We start from the raw sequence: 26,569 nt of genomic DNA, 5'->3' as shown, positions 1-26,569 counted from the left end.
CCCCACACGTGTTTACAGGGAAAATTTAAGGGAGAACCGTGGCTATTGAATTTGTTGATCGCGTAACGCTACATGTGACAGCAGGTAATGGTGGGCACGGTTGCGTGTCTGTGAGGCGCGAAAAGTTTAAGCCTCTTGGTGGACCCGACGGAGCCAACGGTGGCGACGGTGGGGATGTAGTTTTACGCGTCGATGATCAGACCACAACTTTGCTTCCATTTCACCGTTCGCCTCACCGTAAGGCTGAAAACGGGGGAGTGGGCAAAGGGGATCTGCGCCACGGAGTCAACGGTGAAAATCTGGTGTTGCTGGTACCTGAAGGCACCGTGGTAAAGACCAAAGACGGCCGTGTGCTCGCGGATCTGATGGGAATTGGAACTGAGTTCATTGCCGCCCGAGGCGGACGTGGTGGATTGGGCAACGCGGCGCTGGCATCGACCAAACGCAAGGCACCGGGATTTGCGCTTTTAGGCGAACCCGGTGAAGAGCGCGAACTCGTCCTCGAGATTAAGTCGGTAGCTGACATAGCTCTGGTCGGTTTCCCGTCGGCTGGTAAATCTTCACTGATTGCGGCACTGTCTGCGGCTCGCCCTAAGATAGCCGATTATCCCTTTACTACGCTGAAGCCAAACTTGGGTGTTGTCGAAGCTGGCGACGTTCGCTTCACAGTTGCAGACGTTCCCGGTCTCATTCCAGGTGCCGCACAAGGCCGAGGTTTGGGTCTGGAGTTCTTGCGCCACATCGAACGCTGTGCCGCCCTGGTCCACGTGATTGATATGGCCACATGGGAGTCTGACCGGGACCCGGTCAGTGACTTGCACGCGATTGAGGCCGAACTCGCGGAGTATGAGGTTGAAGTTGACCCGTCAGGCGACCTTCTTCCACTGTCTAAACGCCCCGCTCTAGTGGCTCTAAATAAAACCGACCTGCCAGACGGGCAGGACATGTCGGACATGGTGCGTTCGGAACTCGAAGCTGCAGGTTACCGCACGTTTGAAATATCTGCAGTGAGCCATAAGGGCCTGAAAGAGTTGTCCTTTGCTATGGCTGAGTTAGTAAAAGAAGAGCGTGAACGGCGGGCTCAGGTCGAAGATGCTCCCGTTCGCCAGATCGTACGGCCTATCGCGGTTGATGACGCTGGGTTTGACATTGTGCGGGAGGAGACCTCCGAAGGCCCCGTGTACCGTGTCCTGGGATCCAAGCCTCAACGGTGGATCCACCAAACAGACTTCTCAAATGACGAAGCTGTTGGGTATCTGGCTGACAGGCTTGAAAGACTGGGAGTTGAAGAGCAGCTCTTTTCCATGGGTGCTCACCCAGGAGACACGATTGTCATTGGTCCTGATGACAACTCGGTCGTTTTTGATTGGGACCCGACTATGGTTGGCGGCGCGGAACTCTTAGGGGCTCGCGGAACAGACATGCGTCTTGAGGACGACCAGCGTGCAACGCGTAAGGAACGTAAGGCTGCCTTCCACGAACGCATGGATGCAAAGGCTGAAGCGCGTGCTGAACTCGAAGCCGAACGCCTTGCTGAAAAGCGAGCACAGGAAGAAAGAAGTGATTAGTGAGTACATATGAGGAGACACGGGAAGCAATAGCGAGTGCGTCACGCGTCGTTGTCAAAGTTGGATCCAGTTCTCTCACGACCCCAACGGGCCTCAACACAGACGCACTAGAACAGGTTGCACGTACTCTTGCCGAGTTCCGATTGAACGGCAAAGAAGTCATTCTGGTGTCCTCAGGTGCTATCGCGGCCGGTATGGGCCCTATGAAAGCCGTCGCGCGCCCCAAAGATCTCGCTACGCAGCAAGCAGCTGCCGGAATTGGCCAAGGTATTTTGATGTCTGCGTACTTCAAGGTGCTTGCTGAATACGGCTTAGTGCCGGCGCAGGTGCTTCTCACAGCAGACGAACTCATCCGCAGAACCCAATACCGCAATGCACAGCGTGCCATCGACCGTATGTTGGCACTGGGATTCATACCAATTGTGAATGAGAACGACGCGGTTGCCACCTCGGAGATCCGGTTCGGCGACAACGATCGGTTGTCTGCTCTTGTCGCACAGCTTTCCCATGCTGACGCGCTTGTTCTTCTTACCGACGTCGACGCTTTGTACACGGCTCACCCTGCAGCCCCGGACTCTCGGCGAGTCGAGTTTGTCTCCCATCCCAGTGAAATCCAGGACCTGAGCATTGGGGGAGCCGGATCGAGTGTGGGTACTGGCGGAATGCGAACCAAGGTCCTCGCAGCAACCATGGTGACTGATTCAGGCATCCCCACTCTTGTCACCTCGGCGGACAACTGCGCAGCCGCACTCAGGGGCGAGGACATGGGCACCTACTTCGCTGTCACCCACAAACGGCGCCAAACACGCATGCTGTGGCTGGCACACCTGGCTTCAACCAACGGAACCATTCGGATTGACGCAGGTGCTGCTAAAGCAGTCCTCAAACGGGGCACCAGCCTTCTGGCAGCCGGAGTCACTCACGTGACTGGAGAGTTTGAATCCGGTGACCCTGTTGACATTGTGGATCCGCAAGGTGTCCTCATTGCCCGGGGGATGACCAACTTTTCCTCAGAAGAACTTCCCCGTATGTACGGTTTAACCACCGAGGTCTTGGGAGATCGCTATGGTAGTGACTATCGTAAGGAAGTAGTGCACCGGAACGACTTGGTGCTCACCGACAGTGCTTATGAAGGACGTCTATGACCACGGATGTTAACCCCAAGATTACTCGCGCCGTGACCAAGGTCGTGGCAGGGGCGAAGGAAGCGTCGGCAATTCTCAGCGTTTCTTCGACCGCGGAACGGCACGCAGCCCTTGAACAAATTGCGCTCACGCTCGAAAACAATGTGGAACAGATCCTCGAAGCGAACAACGAGGACATTGAAAAAGCGCGGGATAAAGGAATTGCTGACGGGCTGATCGACCGCTTGCGTTTGACCGAAGAACGGGTGCGCGCGATCGCACAGTCCGTACGCGACGTTGTTTCACTCCCCGACCCAGTGGGTGAAATCGTCGAAGGGCGTAGGCTCCCAAATGGCATCCATCTCACTCAGATGCGTGTGCCCATGGGCGTGATTGGTGCCATTTATGAAGCGCGCCCCAATGTGACGGTTGACATCGCGGTTCTTGCACTTAAGTCGGGTAACGCAAGTGTTTTGCGTGGAGGCTCACTTGCGCAGTCGTCGAACACGGTGCTCATCAGTCTTTTGCGTGATGCCCTCGTCACTGCAGGGCTACCGGAAAACTCGATCAATGGGATCGATCAGTGGGGTCGCGAAGGTGCGCGGGTACTGATGAACGCACGAGAGTACGTTGACCTTTTGATCCCGCGTGGTGGAGCTGAGCTTATCCAAACCGTTGTCATGAACTCAACCGTTCCGGTGATCGAAACTGGCGTGGGTAATGTGCACATGTTTATCGACTCATCGGCTACTGTGCGATCAACGACCAAGCTGGTCATTAACTCAAAGACCCAACGACCAAGCGTGTGTAATTCACTCGAAACACTGTTGGTCCACGAGAAGGCGGCACGTCGAGTTCTCCCACGCATTCTTGACGAACTCAGCAATGCAAACGTGGTCATCCACGGTGACCCCACGGTTGCTGAATACGCTCCGGAAGGAGTGAAAGTGCAGCGTGCCACTCGCAAGGACTGGGGCAAGGAGTACCTCGACCTAGAGATCGCCATTAAGGTTGTTGAGGACATTGAGGCCGCGATCGAGCACATTCGCGAATACTCGTCAGGGCACACTGACGTGATTGTCACGAATGAGCTGTCGAATGCAGAACTCTTCGTGTCAACAATCGATTCTGCGTCCGTGGGAGTAAACGTCTCAACGCGTTTCACCGATGGTGGTGAGTTCGGCTTGGGCGCAGAAGTTGGAATCTCTACGCAAAAGTTGCACGCGCGTGGACCCATGGGACTCGCTCAGCTCACCACAACAAAATGGATCATGCGTGGGTCGGGTCAAGTTCGCTCGTAGATTCATGAGACACTAAGAACTGCCGTAAAATCTTATAAACATATACAGGCCGTATAAACACATATAAAAGGAGAAGACGTGACGTCTGCTTTGGTAGTGCTGGCACAGGAAACACACGAAACGGTTGTTGACCTGCCAATGCACCCCATCTGGTACGGAGTTATTGCGTTCAGCATTCTGATGCTGCTTGGCATTATTACGCTGTCGTGGAAGGGCATTTCCCACCGTCACTGATATGACAAGTTCTGTGCGCAGAGTTGGTGTGATGGGTGGAACTTTTGACCCCATCCACCACGGACACTTAGTTGCCGCAAGTGAAGTGGCAGCCAAGTTTGACCTAGATGAAGTTGTGTTTGTGCCCACGGGTCGCCCGTGGCAAAAATCGGATCGTGAAGTATCGCACGCTGAACACCGTTACCTCATGACGGTGATTGCAACAGCGTCGAACCCTCAGTTCACGGTTTCGCGTGTGGACGTAGATCGTCCAGGGGCCACCTACACAATCGATACGTTGCGAGATCTGGCACAGATTTACGGGCACGATACGGAACTTTTCTTCATCACGGGCGCCGATGCTCTGGCACAGATCCTTTCGTGGAAAGACGTTGATGAACTCTTCTCCCTTGCGCACTTCGTGGGAGTGAGCAGGCCGGGGCACGACTTGACCAGAAAAGGACTTCCCGAACACCGGCTGAGCCTCATGCACATCCCAGCTCTTGCAATTTCGTCAACTGACTGCCGTGACCGCGTGGAGAACAACATGCCAGTGTGGTACTTAGTACCTGACGGTGTCGTTCAGTACATCAACAAGCACAATCTTTACAGGAGTGAAAATGGCTGAGCAGTACATGTCGAGGCGGGAACGCAAAGAAGCTGAGAGGCGCGCTGCAGAAGCCCAGAAGCGAAAAGAAGAAGCTGCTGAAACTCCTGATGTAAAGGAACCTGCGTCGGGAGGCACTGCGCCTGTTAAGCCACAGGCGTCTCCACAGCCGGCACAAAAGGAAGCTAGCCCAGTTGAACCTCCACAGTTCGCGTCCAGGGCAGAACGTAAAGCGTGGATGCGTAAACACGGACAGGCACCTGCGGTTTCCAGTGAGCCCGCATCGACATCGCCGGAACAGCCGGGGCAGCAAGAGCCAAAGTCGGCAGAGTCGAAGTCGCCTGAGTCGAAATCGGTTGAACCAAAGCCTACCCAGAAGAAACCTGCTGAAAAGACACCTGAGAAGAAACCTTCTCAGACGAAGTCAGCAGCCAAGAAAGCACCTGCGCAGAAGCCAGTAGCCAAGAAGCCTGTTGATAAGGCGGCTGAACAGAAGCCAGCAGCTAAGAAGCCTGTTGATAAGGCGGCTGAACAGAAGCCAGCAGCTAAGAAGCCTGTTCCAGCGAAACCCACGACACAGCCGGCTGCGACCAAGACTGAAGCTAAGAAGCCTGCTGACAAGAAACCAGAAACAAAGCAGCCAGAGTCGCAACAGCCCGAGAAAAAGTCAGAAGAAACGACAACTCCTGCTAAGCGTGAACGTAAGTCACCAGTGGTGAAGCCACCGAACACCGAAGGTATTCGCGTGGTCAGCGGTGCCGTACCTGTAGTGAGTCCAGAAAACAAGGACCAGAAGGACTCGTCAGCGCCAGCCACTACAGACCCGGCTTCCAAGAAACACAAGTCCGCTTCATCCGATGATGAGCGGTCACGTGTAGCGTCCTTTGCGACTCGCCCCCTGGAGTCTGTCGATGAAGATCCGGAAGTGACGCGCGAAGAATGGCCGCTTCCAGAAGGTGTAGGGCCTGCCCAACCCATGTCTGCCCGTTCTGTCACCCATCAGGATGGAGAAATCCTCGTGGGTGAGCGTTCCTCGCTTCTGCCATATATCGTCTTAGGTATCGGTGGCGTGTGCGCAATTGTGCTCGTTATCGTTGCCCTGATCATGCTGTTCTAGAAAGGTTTTCTTTTGCCCGCAACCGATGAAACCATCGCGTATGCCCGCAGCGCCGCGAAAGGCGCTCTTCAGAAGCTTGCTACTGACGTTGTGATTCTGGATGTGTCTGAACAGCTCGTCATCACAGACGCCTTTGTGATCGCATCAGCATCGAATGCCCGACAAGTCGACGCGATCGTTGACGGAGTCGAAGAAGCCCTTTTGAAAGAACACGACCTTAAACCGAAAAACCGCGAAGGTCGCGGCGAAGGCACATGGGTTCTGTTGGACTATTCGGATATCGTCGTTCACGTTTTCAACCGCGACGACCGCGAATTTTACGGTCTCGACAGGCTGTGGAAAGACAGCCCTGTGATTTCAGTTCCTGAGGTTGACAATCAGGAAACTGAGAACAACAACACTGACGGCGCTCACCACGAATAGGGACAGCATGGCACGCGAACTCTATCTCATCCGACACGGTCGTACCGCCTTTAACAAAGAGGGTCGGTTCCAAGGGCAGATTGACGTTCCGCTCGACGAAACCGGTGAACAGCAGGCGCACGCTTTGGCAATTACCCTACAAAACAGTGGCATTACGCGTATCTTTGCATCAGATCTCACGCGTGCTCGGTCTACCGCAGAAGCGCTAGCTACAGCGACCGGACTGCCTGTGACCCTTGATGAGGGGTTGCGTGAAATCAGCGTGGGTGACTGGGAAGGTTTTACCCGCGACGAAATTGATCAAAAGTGGCCGGACCTGCTTGTGAAGTGGAAGAGCGGGGAAGATGTCCGCCCACCTGGCGGGGAAAGTCGCCTCGAGTCCTCACGGCGTGTGTATGACTCTGTGCACCGACTGCTGAAGAACTGCGATGATAACGACGTGGTCGCAATGGTCGCCCACGGAGCAGTGATCCGTGGTGCCACTGAACTGATGATGGGCCTGTCCTCTGAGACGGACTATGCGCGTCTAGGCGTACTCGACAACTGTGAATACGTCCACTTTCTTCAGCGAAACGATGCATGGATGCTCCGGCGTTTCGCCGGGGGAGCCTGTGCGTGAAGCTCGCTGTCGTATGTGACTACTCCCTTCGCTATACAGGTGGTGCGCAGACAGCACTCATGGCACAGGTGCGTGCGTGGTCACAACAGTTTCCCGTTGTGGTGATTGCCCCCGACATTCCCCGCACTCACCTTCCGGGCGTGACCGTGGTGCGACCACCTCGGGGGGTTCGTAGCCTTGAACTTCCCGTTGTGCGAGCAAATTCTGTTCTGCATGCGTGGATGCACCGGACGCTCAAGCAACACCGTGTCGAAGCGGTTATGGTGCATTCAGAGTTTGGGCTGGCGGCTACTGCGATTGCGCAGGCACAGCGCTTGAGAATTCCGTCCATGCACACCGTGCACACGTTTTTCTGGCGTGCGCCACTTGCCGCCCAGCCGTTTGCGCCAGTGGCTCGCGGGTTTCACCGTCTGGTGACGGGGCTTGAACAGCCACACGTGCGGTTGGCGGGCAGGCCTTTGGACTCTGCTCTGCGTGGCATGACGTTGGCTTTGGCACAGCAGGCTGATGCGGTCATTTCCCCGTCCGCGCACCAGGCTGATCGCTTACGTAGCGCGGGTCTTACACACGTCAGTGTGGTGTCGAATGTCGCCGAGGTGGCCCCAGGTGGGCGCCCGTTGGCACCTGAGCTGCCGTTGCGGCTCCTGTGGATTGGTCGTTTCGCCCCAGAGAAGCGCTTGGAGGTGGCTGTTGAAGCAGTGAGGTTAGCGCGTCGCAGGGGAGCCCAAGTGGAACTGACAGTGGCAGGCGGTGAACGACCTCGGGGAGTGAACGATCCTTTTATCCACTTTGTTGGCGCCGTTCCGCATGAGCAGGTTGTGTCTTTGATTGATGATGCGCATGCGACGCTGCTGACGTCGTGTGGCTTTGATAATCAGCCCATGGTGATTTTGGAGTCAGCGGCCCGAGGTCGTCCCACCGTAGTGTGTGACCCTGTGTTGGGTGCGGAGTTTGGTGACGCCGTTGTGGAGTGCGCGGGGAGTGCGGCTTCAGAAGTCGCTGACACGATTGTTGCGTGTGCCAAGGCTCCGGACATGATCGTGCGGGCGGGTCATGAAGCCAAGATGCTGGCACAGCAGTCATCGCCGCAGGCTCATGTCAAAAACCTGCAAGGTGTGATTGCCGGTATCCGCATGCGCTGATGGGTTCAGTTTTGGTTGTGTGGACCACATTTGGGTAGCATGGGTTGGACGCCTCGACGTCGTGTGTTAGTCGTAACAGAAGGAGTTCCGTGGCAATTTCCGCAACTCTGGGACTCCTCGCTCTGATCATTCTTGTCACCCCAGTTCTGTGCCGGTTGGTAGGCCGGGCCTCAGGATGGATTTTGGGTCTGGGGTATTTGGGAGCAGCCGCGCTCTTTATGCCAGCCGCCGTTGCTGCAGTTCAAGACGGTTCGGCGTTCCCAACTGCGCAAGAAACCGTGTGGACGCTCGAGTGGATGCCTAGTTTTGACGTGAATCTCGCGTTCGCGGTTGACGGTGTGGGCGCAATCTTCACGCTGATCGCCCTGGTCATTGGTGCGTTCGTGCTGTTCTATTCCACTCGCTATTTGTCGCAAGGGCCTAACTATTCGTTCTATCTACTCATGGCGACGTTCACGTTCGCCATGGTAGGACTCGTGCTGACGGATAACCTGTTTGTGCTGTTTGTGTGCTGGGAGATCACCTCGATCGCCTCGTTCATGCTGATCGCGCGCTCCGGCCGTGCCGCTGAGGGTGCGAGCCTGCGCACCATGTTCATGACGTTTATGGGTGGTGTGCTCCTCTTGGTTGCGGTTTCAGCCATGTACGGAGTGGTCGGTAGCGCCAGTATCCGCGAGGTGCTGGGCTCTGACGTATGGCAGGAAATGCCCGGGTTCACGGTTGCGATGGCGCTTCTGGTTGCAGTGGCAGCGATGACGAAGTCGGCACAGTTCCCGTTCCAGTCGTGGCTTCCCGACGCAATGGCTGCCATCACCCCAGTCAGTGCGTATCTGCACGCCGCAGCGGTGGTGAAGGCCGGTATTTTCCTTCTGTTCCGCTTCAGTCCCGCGTTTTGCGATGTTCTTGCGTGGAACGTTTTGTTGGTAAGCGCTGGGATCGTGACCGCGTGGATCGGCGGTTGGTGTGCGCTGACGCAGAACGATCTGAAGAAGCTCATGGCGTACTCAACTGTGAGCCAGTTGGGGCTCATCGTCGCAGCTGTAGGTGTCGGAACCGAGTTCGCTTTGACCGCAGGGCTCGTGCACGTCATTTCTCACGCAATGTTCAAGTCTGGCTTGTTCATGATGGTCGGTGTGGTTGACCACTTGGGCCACACGCGCACATTTGGCGAAATTCCTCGTTTGATCAAGGTTGCTCCGGTCAGTTTCGCGATCACGGCGATTGGTGCCGCGTCGATGGCGGGTATTCCACCCCTGATGGGATTCGTCTCAAAGGAAATGCTTCTCACCGCGGTGAGTTCCGCTGGGGGAGGTGGCCACGCTCTTGGTTGGATTGCCCTCGTCCTGGTTGCCGGTGCTTCAGTTCTGACAATCAGTTACTGCATCAAGATTGTTTTCGGGGCGTTCATTGACGGTCCCGAGGTTGCCCCTGAGAAATTGGGCCACAGTGACTTTGTGATGGTCACGTTCGCGGCCCTGCCGATCGTTTTGTCGGTTCCCCTAGCCTTTACGCTGGGAGTAATTGAGCCAGGGGTAGCTGCGGGCACCTCGGCGGCGCAGGGAGAAGCTGCGCACCATGTCCACCTTTCCATGTTCCACGGAATCACACCTGAACTCATTGCGTCGTTCGTCATCATCGCGTGCGGTGTGCTAGTGGCATTGAACCGTGCACGGGTGTGGGAGTTCTTTAACCGCGCCGCTATTCCGTTTACCGGAGCCGATGTTATTGACCGGATCGTTGCCGGGCTTGAACGGGTGGGTGAGGCACTCGTTTCTGTTGTTGCAAGTGAACGCGCGTCACGCCATGTCGCTATGAACCTTGGGTTTTTAGCGGTGGTTATTTTTGGATCGGCGATTGCGATCTACACTGGCCCAGGTTTGCCCAAGTTTGTGCCTAATCTCAACAGGCCCATCGACTTCGCGCTTCTCATTGTTATTACGTTCGCCACGCTCGTGGTGTGTTTGTCGCGTTCACGTCTGACTGCGGTCATTGGTCTGTCCGCTGTTGGAATCATGGCCACGGTGCAGATTATGGCGCTGGGGGCTCCTGACGTCACTCTGACTCAGCTACTCGTTGAAACCATGACCATCATCGTGTTCATGTTGATCTTGCAGAAGTTGCCCCGCACGTTCTGGAAGTATTCGGTCAAACTTCAGGTGATGCGCGGTATTTTCGCGATAGCTGTGGGTAGTTCGGTCGCTTTGGCAGTGTGGATGCTGTCAGGGCGCAGGGCTAGGTCTGACATTGCCATGTACTACCTGACTAAGGCGCCTGAGATCTCCGGTGGAGACAACATCGTCAATACCATTCTGGTGGAGTTCCGTGCACTGGATACACAGGGTGAGCTCGCTGTTTTGGGTATGGCGGGAATCGCGATTGTTGCCGTGTTCTCGTCCGTCCGTGACCGCTACATTGACCCACCGGCTTCCGAAGTGCCAGAAATGCCCAGACGTCCGTGGTTGGCTGTTCGCCCACGTGGAAGTACCGCGTTTGCAGCCGTGACGGAAGCCTGGCCAAATGTGATTGCGATGCAACTCATGGTGAAGGTGGTTGCTCCACTCCTTGCCATTGGTTCGCTCTTGATTTTTTGGCGCGGACACAATGAACCAGGTGGAGGCTTTATTGCCGCGCTGGTCGGTTCCGCGATTGCTGGTCTTTTGTATATGGCCACCTCAAAGGACCGGGCGATTGGTCCACCCCGGCTGCCGATTCTGCTCATTGGTGGCGGTGTTTTGGTTGCGGTTCTGACAGGCCTTGTGGGGCTGATCGTCAAGGGCTCGTTCCTCGAACCGATTCACGGGTACATTTTGGGCCAGCACTTCACCTCGTCAATGGCATTTGACGTAGGTGTGTACATGGCGGTTGTGGGTATGCTACTGGTTTCCTTCAACCTGCTTGGTACCTCTGACTCGGCATTTACGCCTGCCGGCGATGACGTTTTGGTCGACGGTTTGATGATGCGCGATGTTGGAGACATTGAACGCACCCGTGAACGTACTGACGAAATGCTTTACGGTGAGCTTCGTGGACCGTTGGAGACGATGCGTGGAGCTAAGCCAAAAGCACATGAGTTCTTAGAAGCAGAGAAACCAGAAGACAAGAAACGTGTGGGGCTGAGAACCAAGCACATTGCGTACGGAGACCAACCAAAGGAGCGTGGCGAATGATTATCGCAATCACGGTCGGGGTCTTGGTGTCCGGTGGGGTGTACCTCATGTTGCAGCGCTCAATGGTGCGCACAATTTTTGGTCTGGCGCTCATCTCCCACGCAGCTAACTTTGCACTTCTCCTATCTGGTGTGTCGGCGTGGCGGGGAGAACCTATTGCGGGACGAAGCGCCGTGTCAGAAGCTGCCGACCCTCTTCCTCAAGCGTTTGTGTTGACGGCGATCGTGATTACCCTTGCGGTCACTATTTTCATGTTGGCACTGGCAGTTTTGGGTCACGACGATGACCAAGACCGTATACCTGAAACTGGAGAAAGGCGCACACAGTGAACGGTTCGCTTCTTCTTCTGTTTATCGTTGTCCCTCTTGCTGCCTCAGCGATCACCACATTCGTGCGTTCCCGCTCGATCAACCTGTTTTTTCTCTTGGGAGTACCACTCGCTACATGTGTAGGTGGCGTTTACTTGATCGGTGTAACCGCAGACGGGCGCACCATAGCCCACTCCGTTGGTGGGTATGTGCACGGGTTGGCGATTCCGTTTGTTGCGGACACCTTTACTGCGGTCATGCTGGTGATCACGTCACTGGCCGTCGTGGCGTCATGTGCGTTCTTGCGAACTACGGGTGAAGATCAGTACCGGTTCGTGCCCACGCTCATCCTTTTAATGCTCACGGGTGTTAACGGTGCCATGCTCACCGGGGACCTCTTTAACTTCTTTGTCTTTATCGAGGTGATGGTTCTTCCGTCCTATGCACTGATCGCAGTGACAGGTACGTGGCGTCGCTTAGGCGTGGGGCGCATGTTCGTGATTGTGAACTTGTTGACGTCCACACTTCTTGTCATTGGTGTCGGTTTTATCTATGCCGCAACAGGCACCGTGAATATCGCCGTATTGGCTGACCAAAGTCGCTTAGGCAACGTGTCGCCGCAAGCGGCACTAGCGGTTGGAATCGTCGTTCTGGCGCTTCTCATTAAAGCCGGTGCCGCGCCGGTCCACGGGTGGTTGGTACGTTCCTATCCCAACACCTCGGCGGGAATGATGTCACTGTTTGCATCGACCCACTCAAAGGTTGCGATCTACGGAATCTACCGAGTGTACGTCTCCGTCTTTGGAGGGCACCCAAGGTGGGAAGACGTGCTTCTGATCATCGTGGTGTTGACGATTGCTGTGGGAGCGTTCTCTGGGTTTGGCGAAATCCGCGTTCGTAACATCTTTGCGTTCCAGATGACGGCAGGTGTGGGCCATATTTTGATTGGTGTAGCAGTGCTCACGACAGCCGCAGTGTCGGCAGGCATCTTCTACATGGTTCACCACATTGTCACCATGTCTGGACTTTTGCTGACGATTGGTGCGATTGAGCAGACCTACGGTACCGGAGCGTTTAAAAAGCTCTCTGGTTTGATCAGGCGAGAACGAGTCGCGTCTGTCCTTATGATCATCGGACTATTTTCCCTTATCGGGTTGCCACCCACCTCGGGACTGTGGGGAAAGATGGGGCTTGTCCGCGCCCTCATGGAGAACGTAACACCAGGCACTATTGCCGTGGTGGTCATGGTGATTGTGGCGTCGATTGTGTCACTCCTGGTCCTGCAAAGATTGTGGAAGAACACATTTTGGGGTGAAGACATGGCCCAGTACCACCCGGATTCACCGGCTACCGGCCGAGCTCCGGCAACAGATCTCACCGATGATGTGCGTGTACGCTGGCCACTCCTGGTACCAGGTGCGTTCATGATTGCAGTGTCAGTGGCAATGTTCGTGGGTGGGCAAGCGATTATGCCAGTCATTCAGGATGCAGCGGACGCACTTCTGAACGTTGATCCATACGTGAAGGAGGTGCTTGGACGGTGATGATTGCGCTACGGTCAATTGGATATTTGGCATGGTTGGGTAAGGAGATCGTCAGCGGGACGCTGGACATCATTTTCAACCTGTTCAAAACAGGCGATTACGGAAAGCCGATGATCGTCGAAGTGCCCATGCGGTGCGTGACAGACATTGAAATTACACTTTATGCCTCATCCATTACGATCACCCCGGGCACCCTGGTGGTCGCAACAGGGCCGGGAACGGCTACCGCACCACCCACCCTTTTTGTCCACTGCTTGTTCTCTGAGTCGGAAGAGGACGCTTTAGAGGGGCTGTTTGATATGGAGTCTCGACTTTTGCGCACGCTCCGTGGTCGAGCTCCTGGCGAGATCCCAGAGTCTGCAGGCTTGGCGCACACGGATGATTCTGAAAGCAAGCAACAGACGACGGAAGAGGAATCATGACGATCATTCTGTGGACGTGCATTGCCATTCTCGTCGTCTCGATTGTCTTGGGGCTGGTGCGCGCGCTCACCGCACCTGAGTCCGGGTCGCGTGCCGTGGTGGGAGACCTTGTGTACTTCTCAGCGGTGGGAATCCTCGCATTTATTGGGATGTTGGTGAACATCTCTATCGTTATAGACGTATTCTTCTTGTCGTCGTTGTTGGGGATTCTGGCGACCGTTGCCCTGTCCCGCATTCTCACTCGAGGGCACAGGTGAGTGGCATGGATATTCTCTTCACCGTCTTGGTAGGGGTGTTTGGCATTGGTGGGTGCCTCATTGTTTTGGGCTCGTCAATAGCCATGTTCAGGGCACGCGATGCGCTGTCTCGCATTAACGTGTTTTCGCCCGTCACCGGTCTTGGCATGCCCATGATTTTGGTAGCGGCCTACGTTCATTCGCTGTGGGCCGAAGGTTTCAGTGTGTGGCGTACATTTGCCGCTGTGGTGGCGTTTCTTGCGTTGATCGCGGTGTCGTCTGTAGCGTCGAACGTGCTATCGCGTGCCACGTTTGTGTCAGGGTCTCCCGTGTCCAGGGCGACGGTTCCTAACCGCCTGGCGTATGCGAAAGACCCTGACGAGGATTCAAAGCTGGCGGCTCAGGCCTACCGCGAAGCAAAGCAAGCTGAACGTGAAGGCAAAGCTAAGCCACACCGTGACTTTTACGGCGAGTGGCGGTAGGTCCCGTAGCTTAAAGGCCCCGCAATTTAGAGGCCTCGTAGCTTAGAGTTCTACAACTTCGAATTCGAGCATCCCTTTAGCAGCAGACACTGTTTCGTTTGGGTTGCGTGGGTGGCGTTTAGCAACCCAGTTTTGGAATGACTCCTCGTCTTCCCACCGGGTGACTACAAAGTAGTCAGTGTTGTCGCCAGTTGGGCGCAGAAGCTCGAAACCTAAGAAACCTGGTTCCTGGTCAACGGACTTTTTGCGTGCGGCGAAACGAGCTTCTAGCTCTTCGCCCTTTCCTTCAGGTACTGAAAGTTGGTTGATCTTAACAAGAGCCATGTCAGGTCCTTTCTAGTTGGGTGTAGTGTGTAGGGTCTTGTGAGTCTTGAGTGTCGCTAAGGTCGTGTGCGAAGTCTTCAATTTCTCTGGCGGTCGCTTCAGCGGCTTCGTAGTGCACCAGGTGGCCGACCCCGTCGAAAACGCGGGCTCGGGCGTTGGGCAGTGAATCGATGAACCGGTTTGTTGACTGAATGGGCACAATGAAGTCGCGCTTCCCGGCAATCACTAACACGGGCATTGTCAGCCGGCCTGACACCTCGGCGACGTTGGCGATCATGGAGACGTCGAAAGCGTCACTGAGCGTGTGGGGGTCAGAGAAGGTGGAGAAGTAGCGGTGGTGCTGTTCGTGGATGTATTTGCGCAGGCCAGGGTCGTTGGTGGTGGCCATGGTCATGCTCATGGCACGGACGATTAGCCAGTTGGAGAGCAGGCTACGGCCCAGGTGTGTGGGCAGGTCCCGGCCGAGGTGGTAGTACAGTTCGGTGATTTTGGTTGCGATCTTGCCGGCGCTGTCGCGAGGGGAGATGGTGATGGGGTTCATGAGTACGAGCCCGGGAATGGTGGGGTTGTTTGCAGCCCAGTGGGCCGCCAGGATCGAGCCGAACGAATGCCCGGCCAGCACAGGTTCTGTGCCGAAGCGGTTCGTAGCTTGTGCGTACAGTTCGTCGATGAATTTGGTGTACGAGTCGAGGGTTGTGGTTGGCAGCGGGGGAGTCTGGCCGAAACCGGGAAGGTCGGGGACCAGGGCTTCGTGGGTGCGCAGATTGTGCGCGATGAGCGCCATTCCGTGGTGATCGCCGCGGAATCCGTGAATGAAAAGGATGGGGCGGTGTACGGACGTCGCCGAGGTGGTTTCAACGTAGCTGGGAGGGTAGAGCCACGCCGAGGTGGTAAGCGTTCCTGCTTCCACGGGGATGTAGAAAGTCGTGGCGACTGAGTCAATAAAGTCCATGATGGGACCAGCTTATTGCGTCAAGCTGGACGTTTGGTTTGAGAGTGGTTTTGCATTCCGTGAGCCGAAACTTTAAGATAGATCGAGTGCTCGGGGGTATGGCGCAGTTGGTAGCGCGTCTCCATGGCATGGAGAAGGTCAGGGGTTCGAATCCCCTTACCTCCACAGTGTGAAGTCTCGGGACATCGTTCACTCGATGTCCCGAGATTTTTGTGTTCTGGAGCGTTGGTGTGTCGGGTCATCGTTCCCCCTTTTTTGGTCCGCAACCCAGTTACCCACTACACGCGAGTAGTTTTGGACTTGCTGTGTTGGGTAAAGGCCTGTTTTTCACCCAAAAACGTGAACAAAACGAACAAAAGGGGTGTTTACCCAACACATTGGATCGAGCTGTGTTGGGTAAATGCGGTCGGAGCGTGTGGTGATGTAGCCGACCTTAGGTGGCGCAAAGCTGAGCGGTGCGGAGGTGATGGCCCAATGACGGACAGCGCAAAGCGAACAGTACGACGCATTGCATTGCGTAGTTTTGCTCACTTGGGGGTGCGGACATTTTGTTAGACAGTTTCGGTTTCATGCTACTTTAAGTGCTCGGTGTTTGGCGATGGTGAGGCCGTTGAGGCTGGTTTTGATTCGGTGGTTGTTGTAGAACTCGATGTATGCGGCGATAGCGTTTTCGAGTTCTTGTGTGGTTCGCCATTTTTTGCCGTAGTACATCTCGTTTTTCATCCGCCCGAAGAACCCTTCGCATGCCGCGTTATCAGGGGTACAACCTTTTTTCGACATTGATCGAACGATCTGGTGTTTCGAAGTCAGTTGTTGCCAGGTTTTTCCGCGGTAGTGCGCGCCTCGGTCTGAGTGGATGATTAAAGACCCATCTGCTTCTGGCCGTTCTGCTGTGATTGCGGCGTGTAAGGTTTCTTCTGCTAGTTCCATGGTGGGGTGCGTGCTTGTTTTTGCTGCTACGACTTTGCCGTCAAAACAGTCGATAATGGCAGATAGGTAGACACGGCCTTCGTTGGCTGTAAACACACTGATATCGGTAAGCCACAACCGGTTTGGACGATTGGTGTGAAACTTACGGTTAACCAGGTTAGGCGGGGCTGGCGAGATTTCTCCTTGGTAACTGGAGTACTTCCACTTACGCTTCGGAAACCGTGGGGTGATCCCTTCTTCACGCATGAGTCGTCTCACGACTTTTTCACTCATGATGATCCCTCGATGACGCAACTCCCACCAGATACGCCTGTACCCGTAGGTGTTGTATGACTGGTCACTGATCTGATGGAGCATTTCACGAACATGAGCATGCTTATCAGGCCTGCGGTGCTGCTGTAGGTGGTAATAGAAGCTTGATGGTGCAAGACCAATAACAACCAGCAGTAATGCAAGAGGGTACGTGGTGCGTAAAGCGTCAACCACACAGGTCTTGTGACTATTGCTCAGCTGACCGGGGATGACGCTGTCGTCTTTTTTTATAAGTTCCAGCTCCTTTTCCAACACAGCTTTCTCGACAAGCAGCTGCGTCATCTGCTTCTTCAGCACAGCAGGGTCATCAGGCAAGGACTTTTCAAATGAGGCACGGGTCGGTGTGCGAGCACGTTGTGCGCGTTCTTTTTTAGACATCAACCCCCATTCTCCCTCTTCTCGGTGACATCGCACCCAGGAATACACATTCGACCGTGAACGCACACCACACTGGACAACAATCTCCTCAGGTCGCCAACCAGCATGAAAAAGCTCAACAACCTGCAACTTCACCTCAACCGGGTAACTAGCCGAAGCCTTCGCTTGCTTACGCCGACGTCGGGGTGACACGCCCTCACGCACCCACCTATGCATCGTCCGCCGCCCAGGATAACCAAGCTCACGAATCGTCTTCGTTACCGACTTCGTACGCTTAAAAACCCGCAAAGCCAAACGCCGCTGCTCCTTGGTATACGACATAACGGAATCCTCCAAGAATCCGTCCGCATCCCCCTTTGCGCCGTTTCACCAGTGGGTTTAGTACCCTTTAACTGTTCCCGGACGTGAAAGAGGACCATGAGCCAAGTTGTCGCCCGCTTGGGCAAACCCCACGGCATTCGCGGTGAGATGACCGTAGAGGTCCGCACCGACGACCCCGACGAACGCTTCACGCCAGGTGCGACCTTTGGCACCGACCCCGACATCGGCCCCCTCACACTGACGCGCGCTCGCTGGCACCGCGACCGCCTCATGTTGACGTTCGACGAAGTGCCGGACCGCAACCGCGCTGAAGAAATCCGCAACACCCTGATCACTGTGGACGTGAGCGAAACTGATGACGAAGACGCGTGGTACATTGACGACCTTGTGGGCGCCGAGGTCGTCCACAGTGGATCTGTCATTGGCACTGTGAGTGCGGTGACTCCAGGGGCGGCCCAAGACCTCATCCACGTGGAGCTTGCAGATTCCGGCCGGGAAGTGATGATCCCGTTCGTTGAAGAGATCGTGCCAGTGGTGGATCTGGACAACAACCGTGTGGAGATCGATCCGCCCGCGGGCCTTCTGGACATGTGACATGCGCATTGACGTTTTCTCGATTTTCCCCGAATACCTCACACCACTTCAGCTTTCCCTGATTGGCAAAGCGCAGGTAGACGGCCTGTTGCAGGTCAATGTTCACGACCTGCGCGACTGGACATACGACCGTCACCGCACAGTAGACGACACTCCCTACGGCGGGGGAGCGGGCATGGTCATGAAACCGGAGCCCTGGGGTGAAGCGCTCGACTCCGTGTTAAACACTCGCCCTGAACCGCGTGAAGGCGAGGGACAGGAACAGGTGGGGGACACCTCGGCGACGGTCATTGTTCCCAGTCCCGCTGGAACCCCTTTCACACAAGCACACGCGCGGGCACTTGCGGAAGAAGATCACCTGGTGTTCGCGTGCGGGCGATACGAAGGTATCGACCAGCGCGTGATCGACTGGGCCGGCGAGCAGGCGCGCGTGCAGATGTTCTCGATTGGCGACTACGTGCTCAACGGCGGTGAGGTCGCCACAATGGTGATGGTCGAAGCGATCGCCAGGCTGATCCCCGGAGTCATTGGCAACCCTGGGTCACTCGAAGAGGAAAGCTACGAAGACGGCCTGCTGGAATACCCGGTTTACACCAAGCCAGCGCAATGGCGAGGACACGAAGTGCCGCCGATTCTGCTGTCAGGCAACCACGGGGCGATCGCACGGTGGCGACGCGATCAGCGTCTGGAACGCACCTTGCGGGTACGGCCAGACTTGATCGAGAAGCTGAATTCGGACGACCTCGACGCGCACGACCTGGAGGTTGTGCGGAAGGCACAGGAGGAGCGCGAGGCGGGGCAGGCACCGGAACAGCGCGACGCATAACAGCGCGCCCACCCGCATTTGCCACCGCGCCCACCCGCGACTAAACTGGTGCCTTGCGTTTGCCGACTTTCGCCTGCCTCGGAGGGCAAGAAAGTCCCAGTGAGCAGACGACTCCATCTCTCTAGGGTCCAATACCTAGACTGATCGTGCTTGAGTGATCCGGGGCACTGCAAGTAGGAGAAAAACAATGCAGAAGCTTGATGCTCTTGACTCAAAGTCAATGAAGTCGGACCTGCCGGAATTCCGCGCCGGTGACACCGTGAACGTTCACGTTCGCGTTGTTGAAGGTAACCGCGAACGTATCCAGGTGTTCAAAGGTGTCGTTATCCGACGCCAGGGCCACGGCGTTTCCGAAACCTTCACCGTCCGCAAGATTAGCTTTGGTGTAGCGGTGGAACGTATTTTCCCCATCCACTCACCTGTTGTCGACAAGATTGAAGTTCTGAGCCGCGGTATTGTCCGTCGTGCGAAGCTCTACTACATGCGCGATCTGCGCGGTAAGGCTGCTCGTATTCGCGAGAAGCGCTAATTTCTGGTCGAATGACACAAACAACCACGGGTGTGCCTTTGAGGCGGCGCCCGTGGTTTTTGTTATCCGCAGTTGTTGTGGCCGCGCTGGTGCTAGCCGGGTTGGTGCGTGGGCTGGTGGTCCAGACTTTTACGGTTCCCAGTGAGTCCATGGAGCCCACGATTTCCGCGGATGACCGGATCGCTGTGTGGCGGCCTGACGCTCTAACGGGTTCCATTGGCCGAGGTGACATTGTGGTTATCGACGGGCGCGGGTCTTTCGTGTCGGGGCAGAATTCGTCGTTGGGACAGAAGGTGGGATCGTGGTTTGGTATCGGCCCGCGCGACGTGTTTTATGTCAAGCGCGTCATTGGTGTGGCCGGTGACCGCGTGAAGTGCTGTAACGATGACGGGAAACTCCTGGTCAACGGCGAACCGTTGGACGAACCGTACCTGGCGGGCGCAGGTGAGGAAGGCGCTGGAAGTGAGCCAGGTGACGGAGGCACTCAAGCCGCCCGCGCCTCGGACGTGGACTTCGACGTTGAAGTGCCACCGGACCGCCTATGGCTCATGGGCGACAACCGAGCCAACTCCACCGACTCACGTAATCTGCTCAGCCGCCCGGGCGGGGGCATGATCCGGGTGTCAGACGCTGTGGGCGTGGTGATTGGGCACGGTTCGTCTATTGACAGAACGGAAGAAGGGTAGAATTCCCGGTGATGGAAGATACGGCGGAAGAGCAGCACGAACCCAAGAAGTCCAAGAAAGCCAAGAAGGACTCACGCACGGCGACCCAAAAGTTCCTAGCGTCACTCAGGGAAATCGCGATCATTGTGGTGATCGCGCTGATCGTGTCCACGGCGTTGAAAGCATGGGTAGTGCGGTCGTTCTACATCCCGTCGGCCTCCATGGAAGACACGCTGCAAATCGATGACCGGATCATGGTCAACCAGTTGCCGTTCGCACACCCTAAACGCGGTTCCATCGTGGTGTTCAACGACCCAGGCGGGTGGCTGCCCCCTGGGACTGCGGAAGAATACAAGCCCAACCCGTTCCTTGAGTTCGTTGGCCTGGCGCCCTCAAACGCGGGCCAGCAACTGATCAAACGCGTCATTGGTGTGGGCGGTGACCACGTCGAATGTTGCGATGACCAAGGCCGCATCATGGTTAACGGTGTCGCGATCGACGAAACGTACATCAAACCGGGCGCCCCACCATCGGAAGTGGAATTCTCCGTCGACGTGCCGCAGGGCCACTACTGGGTCATGGGGGATAACCGAAGCAACAGCGCTGACTCACGCTTCAACGGCGACTCCGAAGGTGGCCCGTTTGTGCCAGAAGACGAAGTTGTTGGCACAGTGTTCGTGATTTCGTGGCCCACCAACCGGTTCTCGTGGGTGACAGCTCCTGACACTTTCGACAAGGTCCCCGACCCATCGTGACCAACTCGCCAGCACCTCGGGGCCGGGGGACACCTCGGGGAGGGCTTTCTGACGTAAGCGAGGAACGCGCGCTGTTAGACGCCGGGGTTACCAGCGTCGTGGGCATGGACGAAGTGGGTCGCGGTTGCATTGCCGGGCCAGTGGGCGTGGGAGGCGTGTGGTGCGACCTGGAGGCGCTGTGCGCCGGCGGGTTCCCAGCCGGGTTGCGGGATTCGAAGAAGTTATCCCCACGGCCGAGGTCGTTAGCAGCTGAGAGCGTCCGTGCCACCTGGGAGCATGCGGTGGTTGCGTACGCGAGTCCGCAGGAGATCGACGCGATGGGGATTTCTGCCGCGTTGAGCCTGGCGGGACGGCGGGCGCTCGCCCAGTTGCCAGCGGCTGATCTGGTGATGCTGGACGGGAAGTTCAACTGGTTGGGCACCGAACCGGGCCTGCTGGGCGGCGACGTGAGCCATATGGAGGTGCCCCCGGTGCGCATGTATGTGGGTGGGGATGACCAGCGGATTCCAATAGCTGCGGCCAGTTTGATCGCCAAAGTCGATAGGGACGCGGTGATGAGTTCGCTGGACCGTGAACACCCCGGGTACGGATGGGTGAACAATGTGGGGTACCCGTCGCCTGCGCACAAGCAAGCGATTGCGGACCTGGGCGTGACCTCGTGGCACCGGAAGTCGTTTCGCTTGGGGAAGTAGCTTGCGGGCGGCCAATTCGCTGACGCAGTGGGTAAGCTGAAGGCATGAGCACGGAGGACCTCGAAGAGTACGAAGCCGAACTCGAACTGGCGCTCTACCGGGAATACAGGGACGTTGTTGGGCTCTTTACGTACGTGGTGGAGACGGAACGGCGTTTTTATTTGGCCAATCAGGTGGATCTCAAGGCTCATCAGAGTGACGGTGAAGTCTATTTTGAACTGACGTTGCGCGACGCGTGGGTGTGGGACACATGGAGGTCCGCCCGGTTCGTCAAGACCGTTCATGTTCTGACGTTCAAGGACGTCAACATTGAAGAGATCGCGAAATCCGACTTTGAACCACCCCGTGGAATCCGGTAGCAGTCCAGTAAGAATCCGGTAGGTAACCGGGTAACTGAAGGCGAGCCTGGGGCGCGTCACTGGCGCAAGTAGTGCAACCGCGGTAATTTTTGTAGGCACACCTCTGTGTTGATGACCTAACCCCCAGTCGCAAGGAGCACCACGTATGACTGCGCAACCAGGTGGATGGAAGAACTACCGGTTCCCGATTCTGATCCTCACCGGCGTGGTCGTTGGTGCGATCGTGGGACTCATCATGGGCGAAAGCGCCACGGTTTTGAAGCCGTTTGGGACCGTGTTCATCAACATGATGTTCACCCTGGTGGTGCCCATGGTGTTCTTTTCAATCGCATCTGCCGTTGCGAACATGAACTCTGCTACCCGCCTAGGGCGCATCATGGGGTCCATGATGGCGGTGTTCATTGCCACAGGGATTGTCGCTTCGAGCGTCATGCTGCTGGCGTTGGGGATTTTCCGACCGCTCGACAACGTGCAGGTCAGCATGGACGAAATGCCTGAAGAGCAGGAAGAACTGTCTATTGGCGATCAGATCGTGGGTGCTTTCACGGTGGAGGATTTCAGCGACGTGATCTCCACGAAGCACATGTTGCCGCTGATCGTGTTCGCTGTTCTGGTGGGGCTGTCAGCCAACTTGGTCAAGGAAAAAGGCGCGGTGTTCCGCAGTTTCCTCGACTCCGGTAACGAAGTGTTCATGAAGATGACCGGACTGGTCATGTACTACGCACCTATTGGTTTGGGTGCGTACTTTGCGGCGTTGATCGGTGAACTGGGCAGCCAGCTGGTTGGCGGTTACGTCCGTGCCTTCGCCGTGTACTACCCCGTGGCGATCGTGTACTTCTTCGCGGCGTTCACACTGTATTCGTGGCTCGCGGGCGGCGTGGCAGGTATGCGTCGCATGTGGGCAAACATTTTGGCGCCAACCGCCGTGTCCTTGGGAACCGGAAGCTCTGTTGCGTCGATTCCAAGCAACTTGCGTGCGGCAAAGCGCATTGGTGTTCCGGCCGATATTCGCGAAACGATCATTCCGATTGGTGCGACAATCCACATGGAAGGGTCGTGCCTGTCTGCGATTTTGAAGATCGCGTTCTTGTTCGCTGTTTTCGAGCGTGACATTTTCACCCCTCAAGCGCTCGCGATCGCGGTGCTGATTGCGTTGCTTTCGGGAATGGTGATGTCCGGGATTCCGTCCGGTGGGTTCCTTGGTGAGCTCATGATCGTTTCCATGTACGGGTTCCCGCCAGCGGCCCTGCCCATCATTTCGGTGATCGGTACTCTGGTTGACCCGCCTGCGACCACCATCAACGCTGCCGGTGACACCGTGTCGTCGATGATGGTTGCCCGCGCGGTTGACGGCAAGGACTGGATGAAGAAAGAAACCCAGGCGTCTGACGGCACTGAACTTGGGGAAAGCGCCTGAAACAGGGGATGTTTCCCTGTGGATAGTGAGTTTTGCCTGGTAGCGGGGTTGCGTTGAGGTGGCGCCGTTCCTGTGGATGCCCGCGGTGTTTCCACAGCTAGCTGAGTGCGTCTAGGCGTGAGTGCGTTGTGCGTTCAGTGTTGAAGCATGGAACGCAATCAGACTCTTGGCGCGCTGGGTGAACAGTTCGCAACGGACCATTTAACAGGTCTGGGGTGGCACATCCTGGACCGTAATTGGCGGTGCCGGCGAGGCGAGATCGACATCATCGCCCGCGACGGTGACTCCGTTGTTTTTGTCGAGGTCAAAACCCGCAACACTGTGCGCGCTGGCCACCCGCTTGAGCACGTCAGTTATTTCAAGATGCGCACGTTGCGTGGGTTGGCGATTGCGTGGTTATCTGCTCAACCCGAATGGGTGCCTGAGTTCCGTGTCGATGTGATTGGCATTGTGTGGAACTCCGGTCAGCCTGTTCTCACTCACGTGAGGAATGCCCAATGAGTTTGCACGTCGGACGGTCTACCGCGGTCGCGTTGTGGGGAACACAAGGCACACCTATAGCCATTGAAGCCAGCATCAACAGTGGTCTGCCCGGAATTGACGTAGTGGGTTTGCCTGATACGTCCGTGAATGAGGCAAAGAAACGCGTGCGCGCCTCGGTGGCGAACCTGGGATTTGCGATGAGTGCTCAACGCATCACCGTGAACCTTTCACCAGCCAGCGTGAAGAAGTACGGGACCAATTTTGACCTAGGAATCGCGGTGGCGATCCTTCAAGCAGAACGCAGAATCCCGCAAGAAACAGACCGGGTGGTGTTTTGCGCTGAGCTGGGTTTGGACTCACGGCTCCACCCCGTCAACGGTGTCGTGCCCACGCTCATCGCGGCTAAACAAGCCGGGCTCACAACAGTGGTCGTGTCACAGGCGAACGAAAAAGAGGCGCGGATGTTGACGGGTCTTAACGTGATCGCCGCTAACTCGCTAGGCGAAGTGGTGAACCACTTTGGTGGGGACGTCCAAGTCCCTCAACTGCCGCCAGTGGAGCGGCACACGACTAAGGGACGAAAACCGCTGTCCGTAAACGACTTATCAGAGGTGCAAGGCCAGGACGAAGCACGATACGCGCTCGAAGTCGCGGCAGCAGGTGGCCACCACATTCTCATGATCGGGTCACCGGGTGCGGGAAAAACCATGCTCGCCGGTTGCTTGCCTGGCCTTTTGCCAGCGCTCAGTGAAGAGCAAGCCATCGAAACCTTCTCACTGCGATCCATCGACGGGACGTTAAACCCGGAATTCGGACTGGACACAACGCCACCGTTTGAAGCTCCGCACCACTCAACGACCTCGGCGGCCATGGTGGGCGGTTCCAAACCCACCTCGATAGGCGTGTTTTCCCGTGCTCACCGGGGCGTACTTTTCATGGACGAGGCCCCGGAGTTTCACCGCGACGTGCTTGAGGCGTTGCGGCAGCCGTTGGAGAACAGCCGGTGTGAGATTGGCCGGGCGTGGGGGACGGTGACGCTACCGGCGGAGTTTCAGCTGGTGTTGGCGGCGAATCCGTGTCCGTGTGGTTCGGCGGTGGGCGATGGGAAGGCATGCCGGTGTACGCCGATTGCCAAGAGGCGGTACCGGGATCGGTTGTCGGGGCCACTGTTGGACCGGATCGACATTCAGATGGATATGTTGCCGTTGTCCGCTGCAGACGTTCATGCGCGTGAAGTGCGGGAGTCTACGGCGGATGTGGCTGCTCGGGTAGCTGAGGCCAGGCGGATCCAGGTCAGTAGGTATGAGGGTCAGGCGTGGACGACGAATGCTCGGGCGCCCGGCAGTTGGTTGCGTGCTTTGTTCGCGTTTACGCCGCAGGAGACTGCGCCGTTGGATGTGGCGATGGACCGAGGTGATCTGACTATGCGGGGCTATGACCGGATTGTGCGGATTGCAACGACGGTGGCGGACTTGGCCGGCCGGGAACGCCCAACGGGTGACGACTTAGCGCACGCGTACACGTTACGGACCAGGGAAGGGTGAGCGTTGTGGATGATGTGGTTTTGGCGATGGCCGATGTCATGCGTCTGTCTGAACCGGGGGACCGGTTGTTGAGCGTGTGCGTGGACGTGGTGGGGCCTGAACAGGTGTTGGCGTGCGTGCGGGGCGAGGTCGCTGAGTCCCGGGTGGTGAGGGCCTTGCACGATGCCGGTGTCGAGGTTTCCTCGGCTGATTTTGCGACGGCTGTTGAGCGGTGGTCTGCGCGGGTGAACATGCTGGATGCTACAAGGGATGTGCGGGTGATGGGCAAGCTGGGGTGCAGGCTCATTGTCCGAGGTGGCAACGAGTGGGCGCCTGCGTTGGATGATCTGGGTGATGAGCGTCCGTTGGGTGTGTGGGTGCGCGGTGCTGGGTCGTTGAAGGTGATGGCGTCGAAAGCGATTGCGCTTGTGGGGGCGCGGGCGCCGTCTGACTACGGGGTGAGTGTGGCGAGGTCGTTGGGGTTTGAGTTGGCCCGGGATGGGGTCACGGTTGTGTCTGGTGGGGCGTACGGGATTGACTCGGCGGCACACGAGGGTGCGATGCGAGGTGCGAATGGGCCAGCGACAGTGGCGTTTATGGCTGGGGGAGTGGATTCGTTGTATCCCAAGGGCAATGTTGATTTGTTGCGCGCTGTTGCTGACGCGGGGTTAATTGTGTCGGAGTGCCCGCCTGGTGCAACTGCGATGAGGCACAGGTTTCTTGCGAGGAATCGGCTGATTGCTGCGTTGTCTGGTGCGACTGTGGTGGTGCAGGCGGGGTTTAGGTCGGGTGCGATCAATACGGCGCATCGGGCGGCCGAGTTGGGGCGCCCGGTGGGGGCTGTTCCGGGGCGGGTGACTGATCCTCAGTCGAGTGGTTGTCACCGGCTGTTGCGTGATGGGGCGGCGGTTGTGGTGACGTCGACCGAGGAGGTCAAAGAGCTTGTCGGTGGTTTGGACGCGGTGCGTGAGGGGGATTCGTATGCAACGCAGGCGGAGTTGAGGATCACGGATGATTTGGATGAGCGTGAGTTGCGGGTGTTCGCCGCGTTGCCCACGGTGCGGGGTGCAGGTTTGGATTCGGTGGCCAGCAAAGCTGGGGTGACGGTGAACGAAGCACGGTCGGTGGTTGGTGTGCTCATGATGAAAGGACGAGCGGCTAAAGATGCTCGCGGCTGGAAGAAGAGCAGCTAGAGGCGCCGTAACGCTTGATGATTCCGGGTGGTGTTGCGAGTTA

General features: G+C 56.8%; 29 protein-coding genes and 1 tRNA gene. 27 read left to right on the top strand and 3 right to left on the bottom strand.

Annotated elements, in window-relative coordinates:
- The first annotated feature begins 38 nt into the window (after positions 1-38).
- The 15 genes from obgE to QP868_RS06540 all read left to right on the top strand — a co-directional run bounded on the left by obgE (position 39) and on the right by QP868_RS06540 (position 14,273).
- A complete protein-coding gene (gene obgE / locus QP868_RS06610) occupies positions 39-1,568 on the top strand; it encodes a GTPase ObgE (protein ID WP_284925806.1) in 1,530 nt (509 codons plus the stop codon).
- Positions 1,568-2,713 (top strand): glutamate 5-kinase, encoded by a 1,146-nt coding sequence (proB, locus tag QP868_RS06605; RefSeq protein WP_284925805.1) that lies wholly within the window; start codon positions 1,568-1,570, stop codon positions 2,711-2,713. The genes obgE and proB overlap by 1 nt, the downstream gene beginning before the upstream one ends.
- Positions 2,710-3,993 (top strand): glutamate-5-semialdehyde dehydrogenase, encoded by a 1,284-nt coding sequence (locus QP868_RS06600; protein ID WP_284925804.1) that lies wholly within the window; start codon positions 2,710-2,712, stop codon positions 3,991-3,993. The genes proB and QP868_RS06600 overlap by 4 nt, the downstream gene beginning before the upstream one ends.
- Positions 3,994-4,071: 78 nt before the next feature.
- On the top strand, positions 4,072-4,227 hold the full coding sequence (locus QP868_RS06595; RefSeq protein ID WP_005882801.1) for a hypothetical protein: 156 nt from the start codon (positions 4,072-4,074) through the stop codon (positions 4,225-4,227).
- A 1-nt stretch (position 4,228) separates the two neighbouring features.
- Positions 4,229-4,834 (top strand): nicotinate-nucleotide adenylyltransferase, encoded by a 606-nt coding sequence (gene nadD / locus QP868_RS06590; RefSeq protein ID WP_284925803.1) that lies wholly within the window; start codon positions 4,229-4,231, stop codon positions 4,832-4,834.
- The gene (locus QP868_RS06585) at positions 4,827-5,930 is read left to right on the top strand and encodes a hypothetical protein (protein WP_284925802.1); all 1,104 of its coding nucleotides are present in this window, start codon (positions 4,827-4,829) and stop codon (positions 5,928-5,930) included. The genes nadD and QP868_RS06585 overlap by 8 nt, the downstream gene beginning before the upstream one ends.
- Positions 5,931-5,942: 12 nt before the next feature.
- A complete protein-coding gene (rsfS, locus tag QP868_RS06580) occupies positions 5,943-6,353 on the top strand; it encodes a ribosome silencing factor (protein WP_284925801.1) in 411 nt (136 codons plus the stop codon).
- Positions 6,354-6,360: 7 nt separating this feature from the next.
- Positions 6,361-6,972 (top strand): histidine phosphatase family protein, encoded by a 612-nt coding sequence (locus QP868_RS06575; protein ID WP_284925800.1) that lies wholly within the window; start codon positions 6,361-6,363, stop codon positions 6,970-6,972.
- Entirely contained in the window at positions 6,969-8,114 is a 1,146-nt protein-coding gene (locus QP868_RS06570; protein WP_284925799.1) for a glycosyltransferase family 4 protein, read from the top strand. The genes QP868_RS06575 and QP868_RS06570 overlap by 4 nt, the downstream gene beginning before the upstream one ends.
- 89 nt (positions 8,115-8,203) lie before the next feature.
- The gene (locus QP868_RS06565) at positions 8,204-11,281 is read left to right on the top strand and encodes a DUF4040 family protein (protein ID WP_284925798.1); all 3,078 of its coding nucleotides are present in this window, start codon (positions 8,204-8,206) and stop codon (positions 11,279-11,281) included.
- Positions 11,278-11,610, top strand: a complete 333-nt coding sequence (locus QP868_RS06560) for a sodium:proton antiporter (protein ID WP_284925797.1) — start codon at positions 11,278-11,280, stop codon at positions 11,608-11,610. Before QP868_RS06565 ends, QP868_RS06560 begins: the two co-directional genes overlap by 4 nt.
- Positions 11,607-13,133, top strand: a complete 1,527-nt coding sequence (locus QP868_RS06555; RefSeq protein ID WP_284925796.1) for a monovalent cation/H+ antiporter subunit D family protein — start codon at positions 11,607-11,609, stop codon at positions 13,131-13,133. Before QP868_RS06560 ends, QP868_RS06555 begins: the two co-directional genes overlap by 4 nt.
- Entirely contained in the window at positions 13,133-13,555 is a 423-nt protein-coding gene (locus tag QP868_RS06550) for a Na+/H+ antiporter subunit E (RefSeq protein WP_284925809.1), read from the top strand. The genes QP868_RS06555 and QP868_RS06550 overlap by 1 nt, the downstream gene beginning before the upstream one ends.
- The gene (locus QP868_RS06545; protein ID WP_005882789.1) at positions 13,552-13,812 is read left to right on the top strand and encodes a monovalent cation/H+ antiporter complex subunit F; all 261 of its coding nucleotides are present in this window, start codon (positions 13,552-13,554) and stop codon (positions 13,810-13,812) included. Before QP868_RS06550 ends, QP868_RS06545 begins: the two co-directional genes overlap by 4 nt.
- A gap of 5 nt (positions 13,813-13,817) precedes the next feature.
- Entirely contained in the window at positions 13,818-14,273 is a 456-nt protein-coding gene (locus tag QP868_RS06540; protein ID WP_005882788.1) for a cation:proton antiporter, read from the top strand.
- A gap of 42 nt (positions 14,274-14,315) precedes the next feature.
- Here QP868_RS06540 and QP868_RS06535 read toward each other — a convergent pair whose 3' ends face one another.
- Both QP868_RS06535 and QP868_RS06530 read right to left on the bottom strand, forming a co-directional pair.
- Positions 14,316-14,597: an antibiotic biosynthesis monooxygenase family protein gene (locus QP868_RS06535; protein ID WP_284925795.1), complete on the bottom strand. Its 282-nt coding sequence runs from the start codon at positions 14,595-14,597 to the stop codon at positions 14,316-14,318.
- 1 nt (position 14,598) lies between these two features.
- On the bottom strand, positions 14,599-15,549 hold the full coding sequence (locus tag QP868_RS06530; protein WP_284925794.1) for an alpha/beta fold hydrolase: 951 nt from the start codon (positions 15,547-15,549) through the stop codon (positions 14,599-14,601).
- A 92-nt stretch (positions 15,550-15,641) separates the two neighbouring features.
- Here QP868_RS06530 and QP868_RS06525 point away from each other — a divergent pair.
- Positions 15,642-15,714 (top strand) — tRNA-Ala (locus QP868_RS06525).
- Between the two features lie 402 nt (positions 15,715-16,116).
- Here QP868_RS06525 and QP868_RS06520 read toward each other — a convergent pair.
- Positions 16,117-17,385 carry an IS3 family transposase gene (locus QP868_RS06520; RefSeq protein ID WP_284925808.1) on the bottom strand — a complete coding sequence of 423 codons (1,269 nt, stop codon included), beginning with the start codon at positions 17,383-17,385 and terminating at the stop codon, positions 16,117-16,119.
- A gap of 201 nt (positions 17,386-17,586) precedes the next feature.
- On the opposite strand from QP868_RS06520, the gene rimM reads away from it, so the two are divergent.
- The 11 genes from rimM to dprA all read left to right on the top strand — a co-directional run bounded on the left by rimM (position 17,587) and on the right by dprA (position 26,526).
- Positions 17,587-18,084, top strand: coding sequence for a ribosome maturation factor RimM (gene rimM / locus QP868_RS06515; protein WP_284925793.1), 498 nt, complete (start codon positions 17,587-17,589; stop codon positions 18,082-18,084).
- A gap of 1 nt (position 18,085) precedes the next feature.
- The gene (gene trmD / locus QP868_RS06510) at positions 18,086-18,910 is read left to right on the top strand and encodes a tRNA (guanosine(37)-N1)-methyltransferase TrmD (RefSeq protein ID WP_284925792.1); all 825 of its coding nucleotides are present in this window, start codon (positions 18,086-18,088) and stop codon (positions 18,908-18,910) included.
- Between the two features lie 187 nt (positions 18,911-19,097).
- Entirely contained in the window at positions 19,098-19,439 is a 342-nt protein-coding gene (gene rplS, locus QP868_RS06505; RefSeq protein WP_284925791.1) for a 50S ribosomal protein L19, read from the top strand.
- 11 nt (positions 19,440-19,450) lie between these two features.
- A complete protein-coding gene (gene lepB, locus QP868_RS06500; RefSeq protein WP_284925790.1) occupies positions 19,451-20,125 on the top strand; it encodes a signal peptidase I in 675 nt (224 codons plus the stop codon).
- Positions 20,126-20,136: 11 nt separating this feature from the next.
- Positions 20,137-20,859 (top strand): signal peptidase I, encoded by a 723-nt coding sequence (gene lepB, locus QP868_RS06495; RefSeq protein ID WP_005885022.1) that lies wholly within the window; start codon positions 20,137-20,139, stop codon positions 20,857-20,859.
- Complete coding sequence (locus QP868_RS06490) at positions 20,856-21,551, top strand: ribonuclease HII (protein WP_284925789.1); 696 nt, start codon at positions 20,856-20,858, stop codon at positions 21,549-21,551. The genes lepB (QP868_RS06495) and QP868_RS06490 overlap by 4 nt, the downstream gene beginning before the upstream one ends.
- 44 nt (positions 21,552-21,595) lie before the next feature.
- Positions 21,596-21,910 (top strand): DUF2469 family protein, encoded by a 315-nt coding sequence (locus QP868_RS06485; RefSeq protein ID WP_005885026.1) that lies wholly within the window; start codon positions 21,596-21,598, stop codon positions 21,908-21,910.
- Positions 21,911-22,055: 145 nt separating this feature from the next.
- Entirely contained in the window at positions 22,056-23,327 is a 1,272-nt protein-coding gene (locus tag QP868_RS06480; protein WP_284925788.1) for a dicarboxylate/amino acid:cation symporter, read from the top strand.
- 147 nt (positions 23,328-23,474) lie between these two features.
- On the top strand, positions 23,475-23,828 hold the full coding sequence (locus QP868_RS06475) for a YraN family protein (protein ID WP_284925787.1): 354 nt from the start codon (positions 23,475-23,477) through the stop codon (positions 23,826-23,828).
- Positions 23,825-25,354, top strand: coding sequence for a YifB family Mg chelatase-like AAA ATPase (locus QP868_RS06470; RefSeq protein WP_284925786.1), 1,530 nt, complete (start codon positions 23,825-23,827; stop codon positions 25,352-25,354). The genes QP868_RS06475 and QP868_RS06470 overlap by 4 nt, the downstream gene beginning before the upstream one ends.
- The gene (gene dprA, locus QP868_RS06465; protein ID WP_284925785.1) at positions 25,351-26,526 is read left to right on the top strand and encodes a DNA-processing protein DprA; all 1,176 of its coding nucleotides are present in this window, start codon (positions 25,351-25,353) and stop codon (positions 26,524-26,526) included. Before QP868_RS06470 ends, dprA begins: the two co-directional genes overlap by 4 nt.
- The last annotated feature ends 43 nt before the right edge of the window (positions 26,527-26,569 follow it).

It is taken from the genome of Brevibacterium sp. UMB1308A (genome assembly GCF_030230605.1).
Taxonomy (GTDB): Bacteria; Actinomycetota; Actinomycetes; order Actinomycetales; family Brevibacteriaceae; genus Brevibacterium.
The sequence above is the reverse complement of the archived record's forward strand: the minus strand, read 5'-3'. Positions and strand labels throughout refer to the sequence as shown.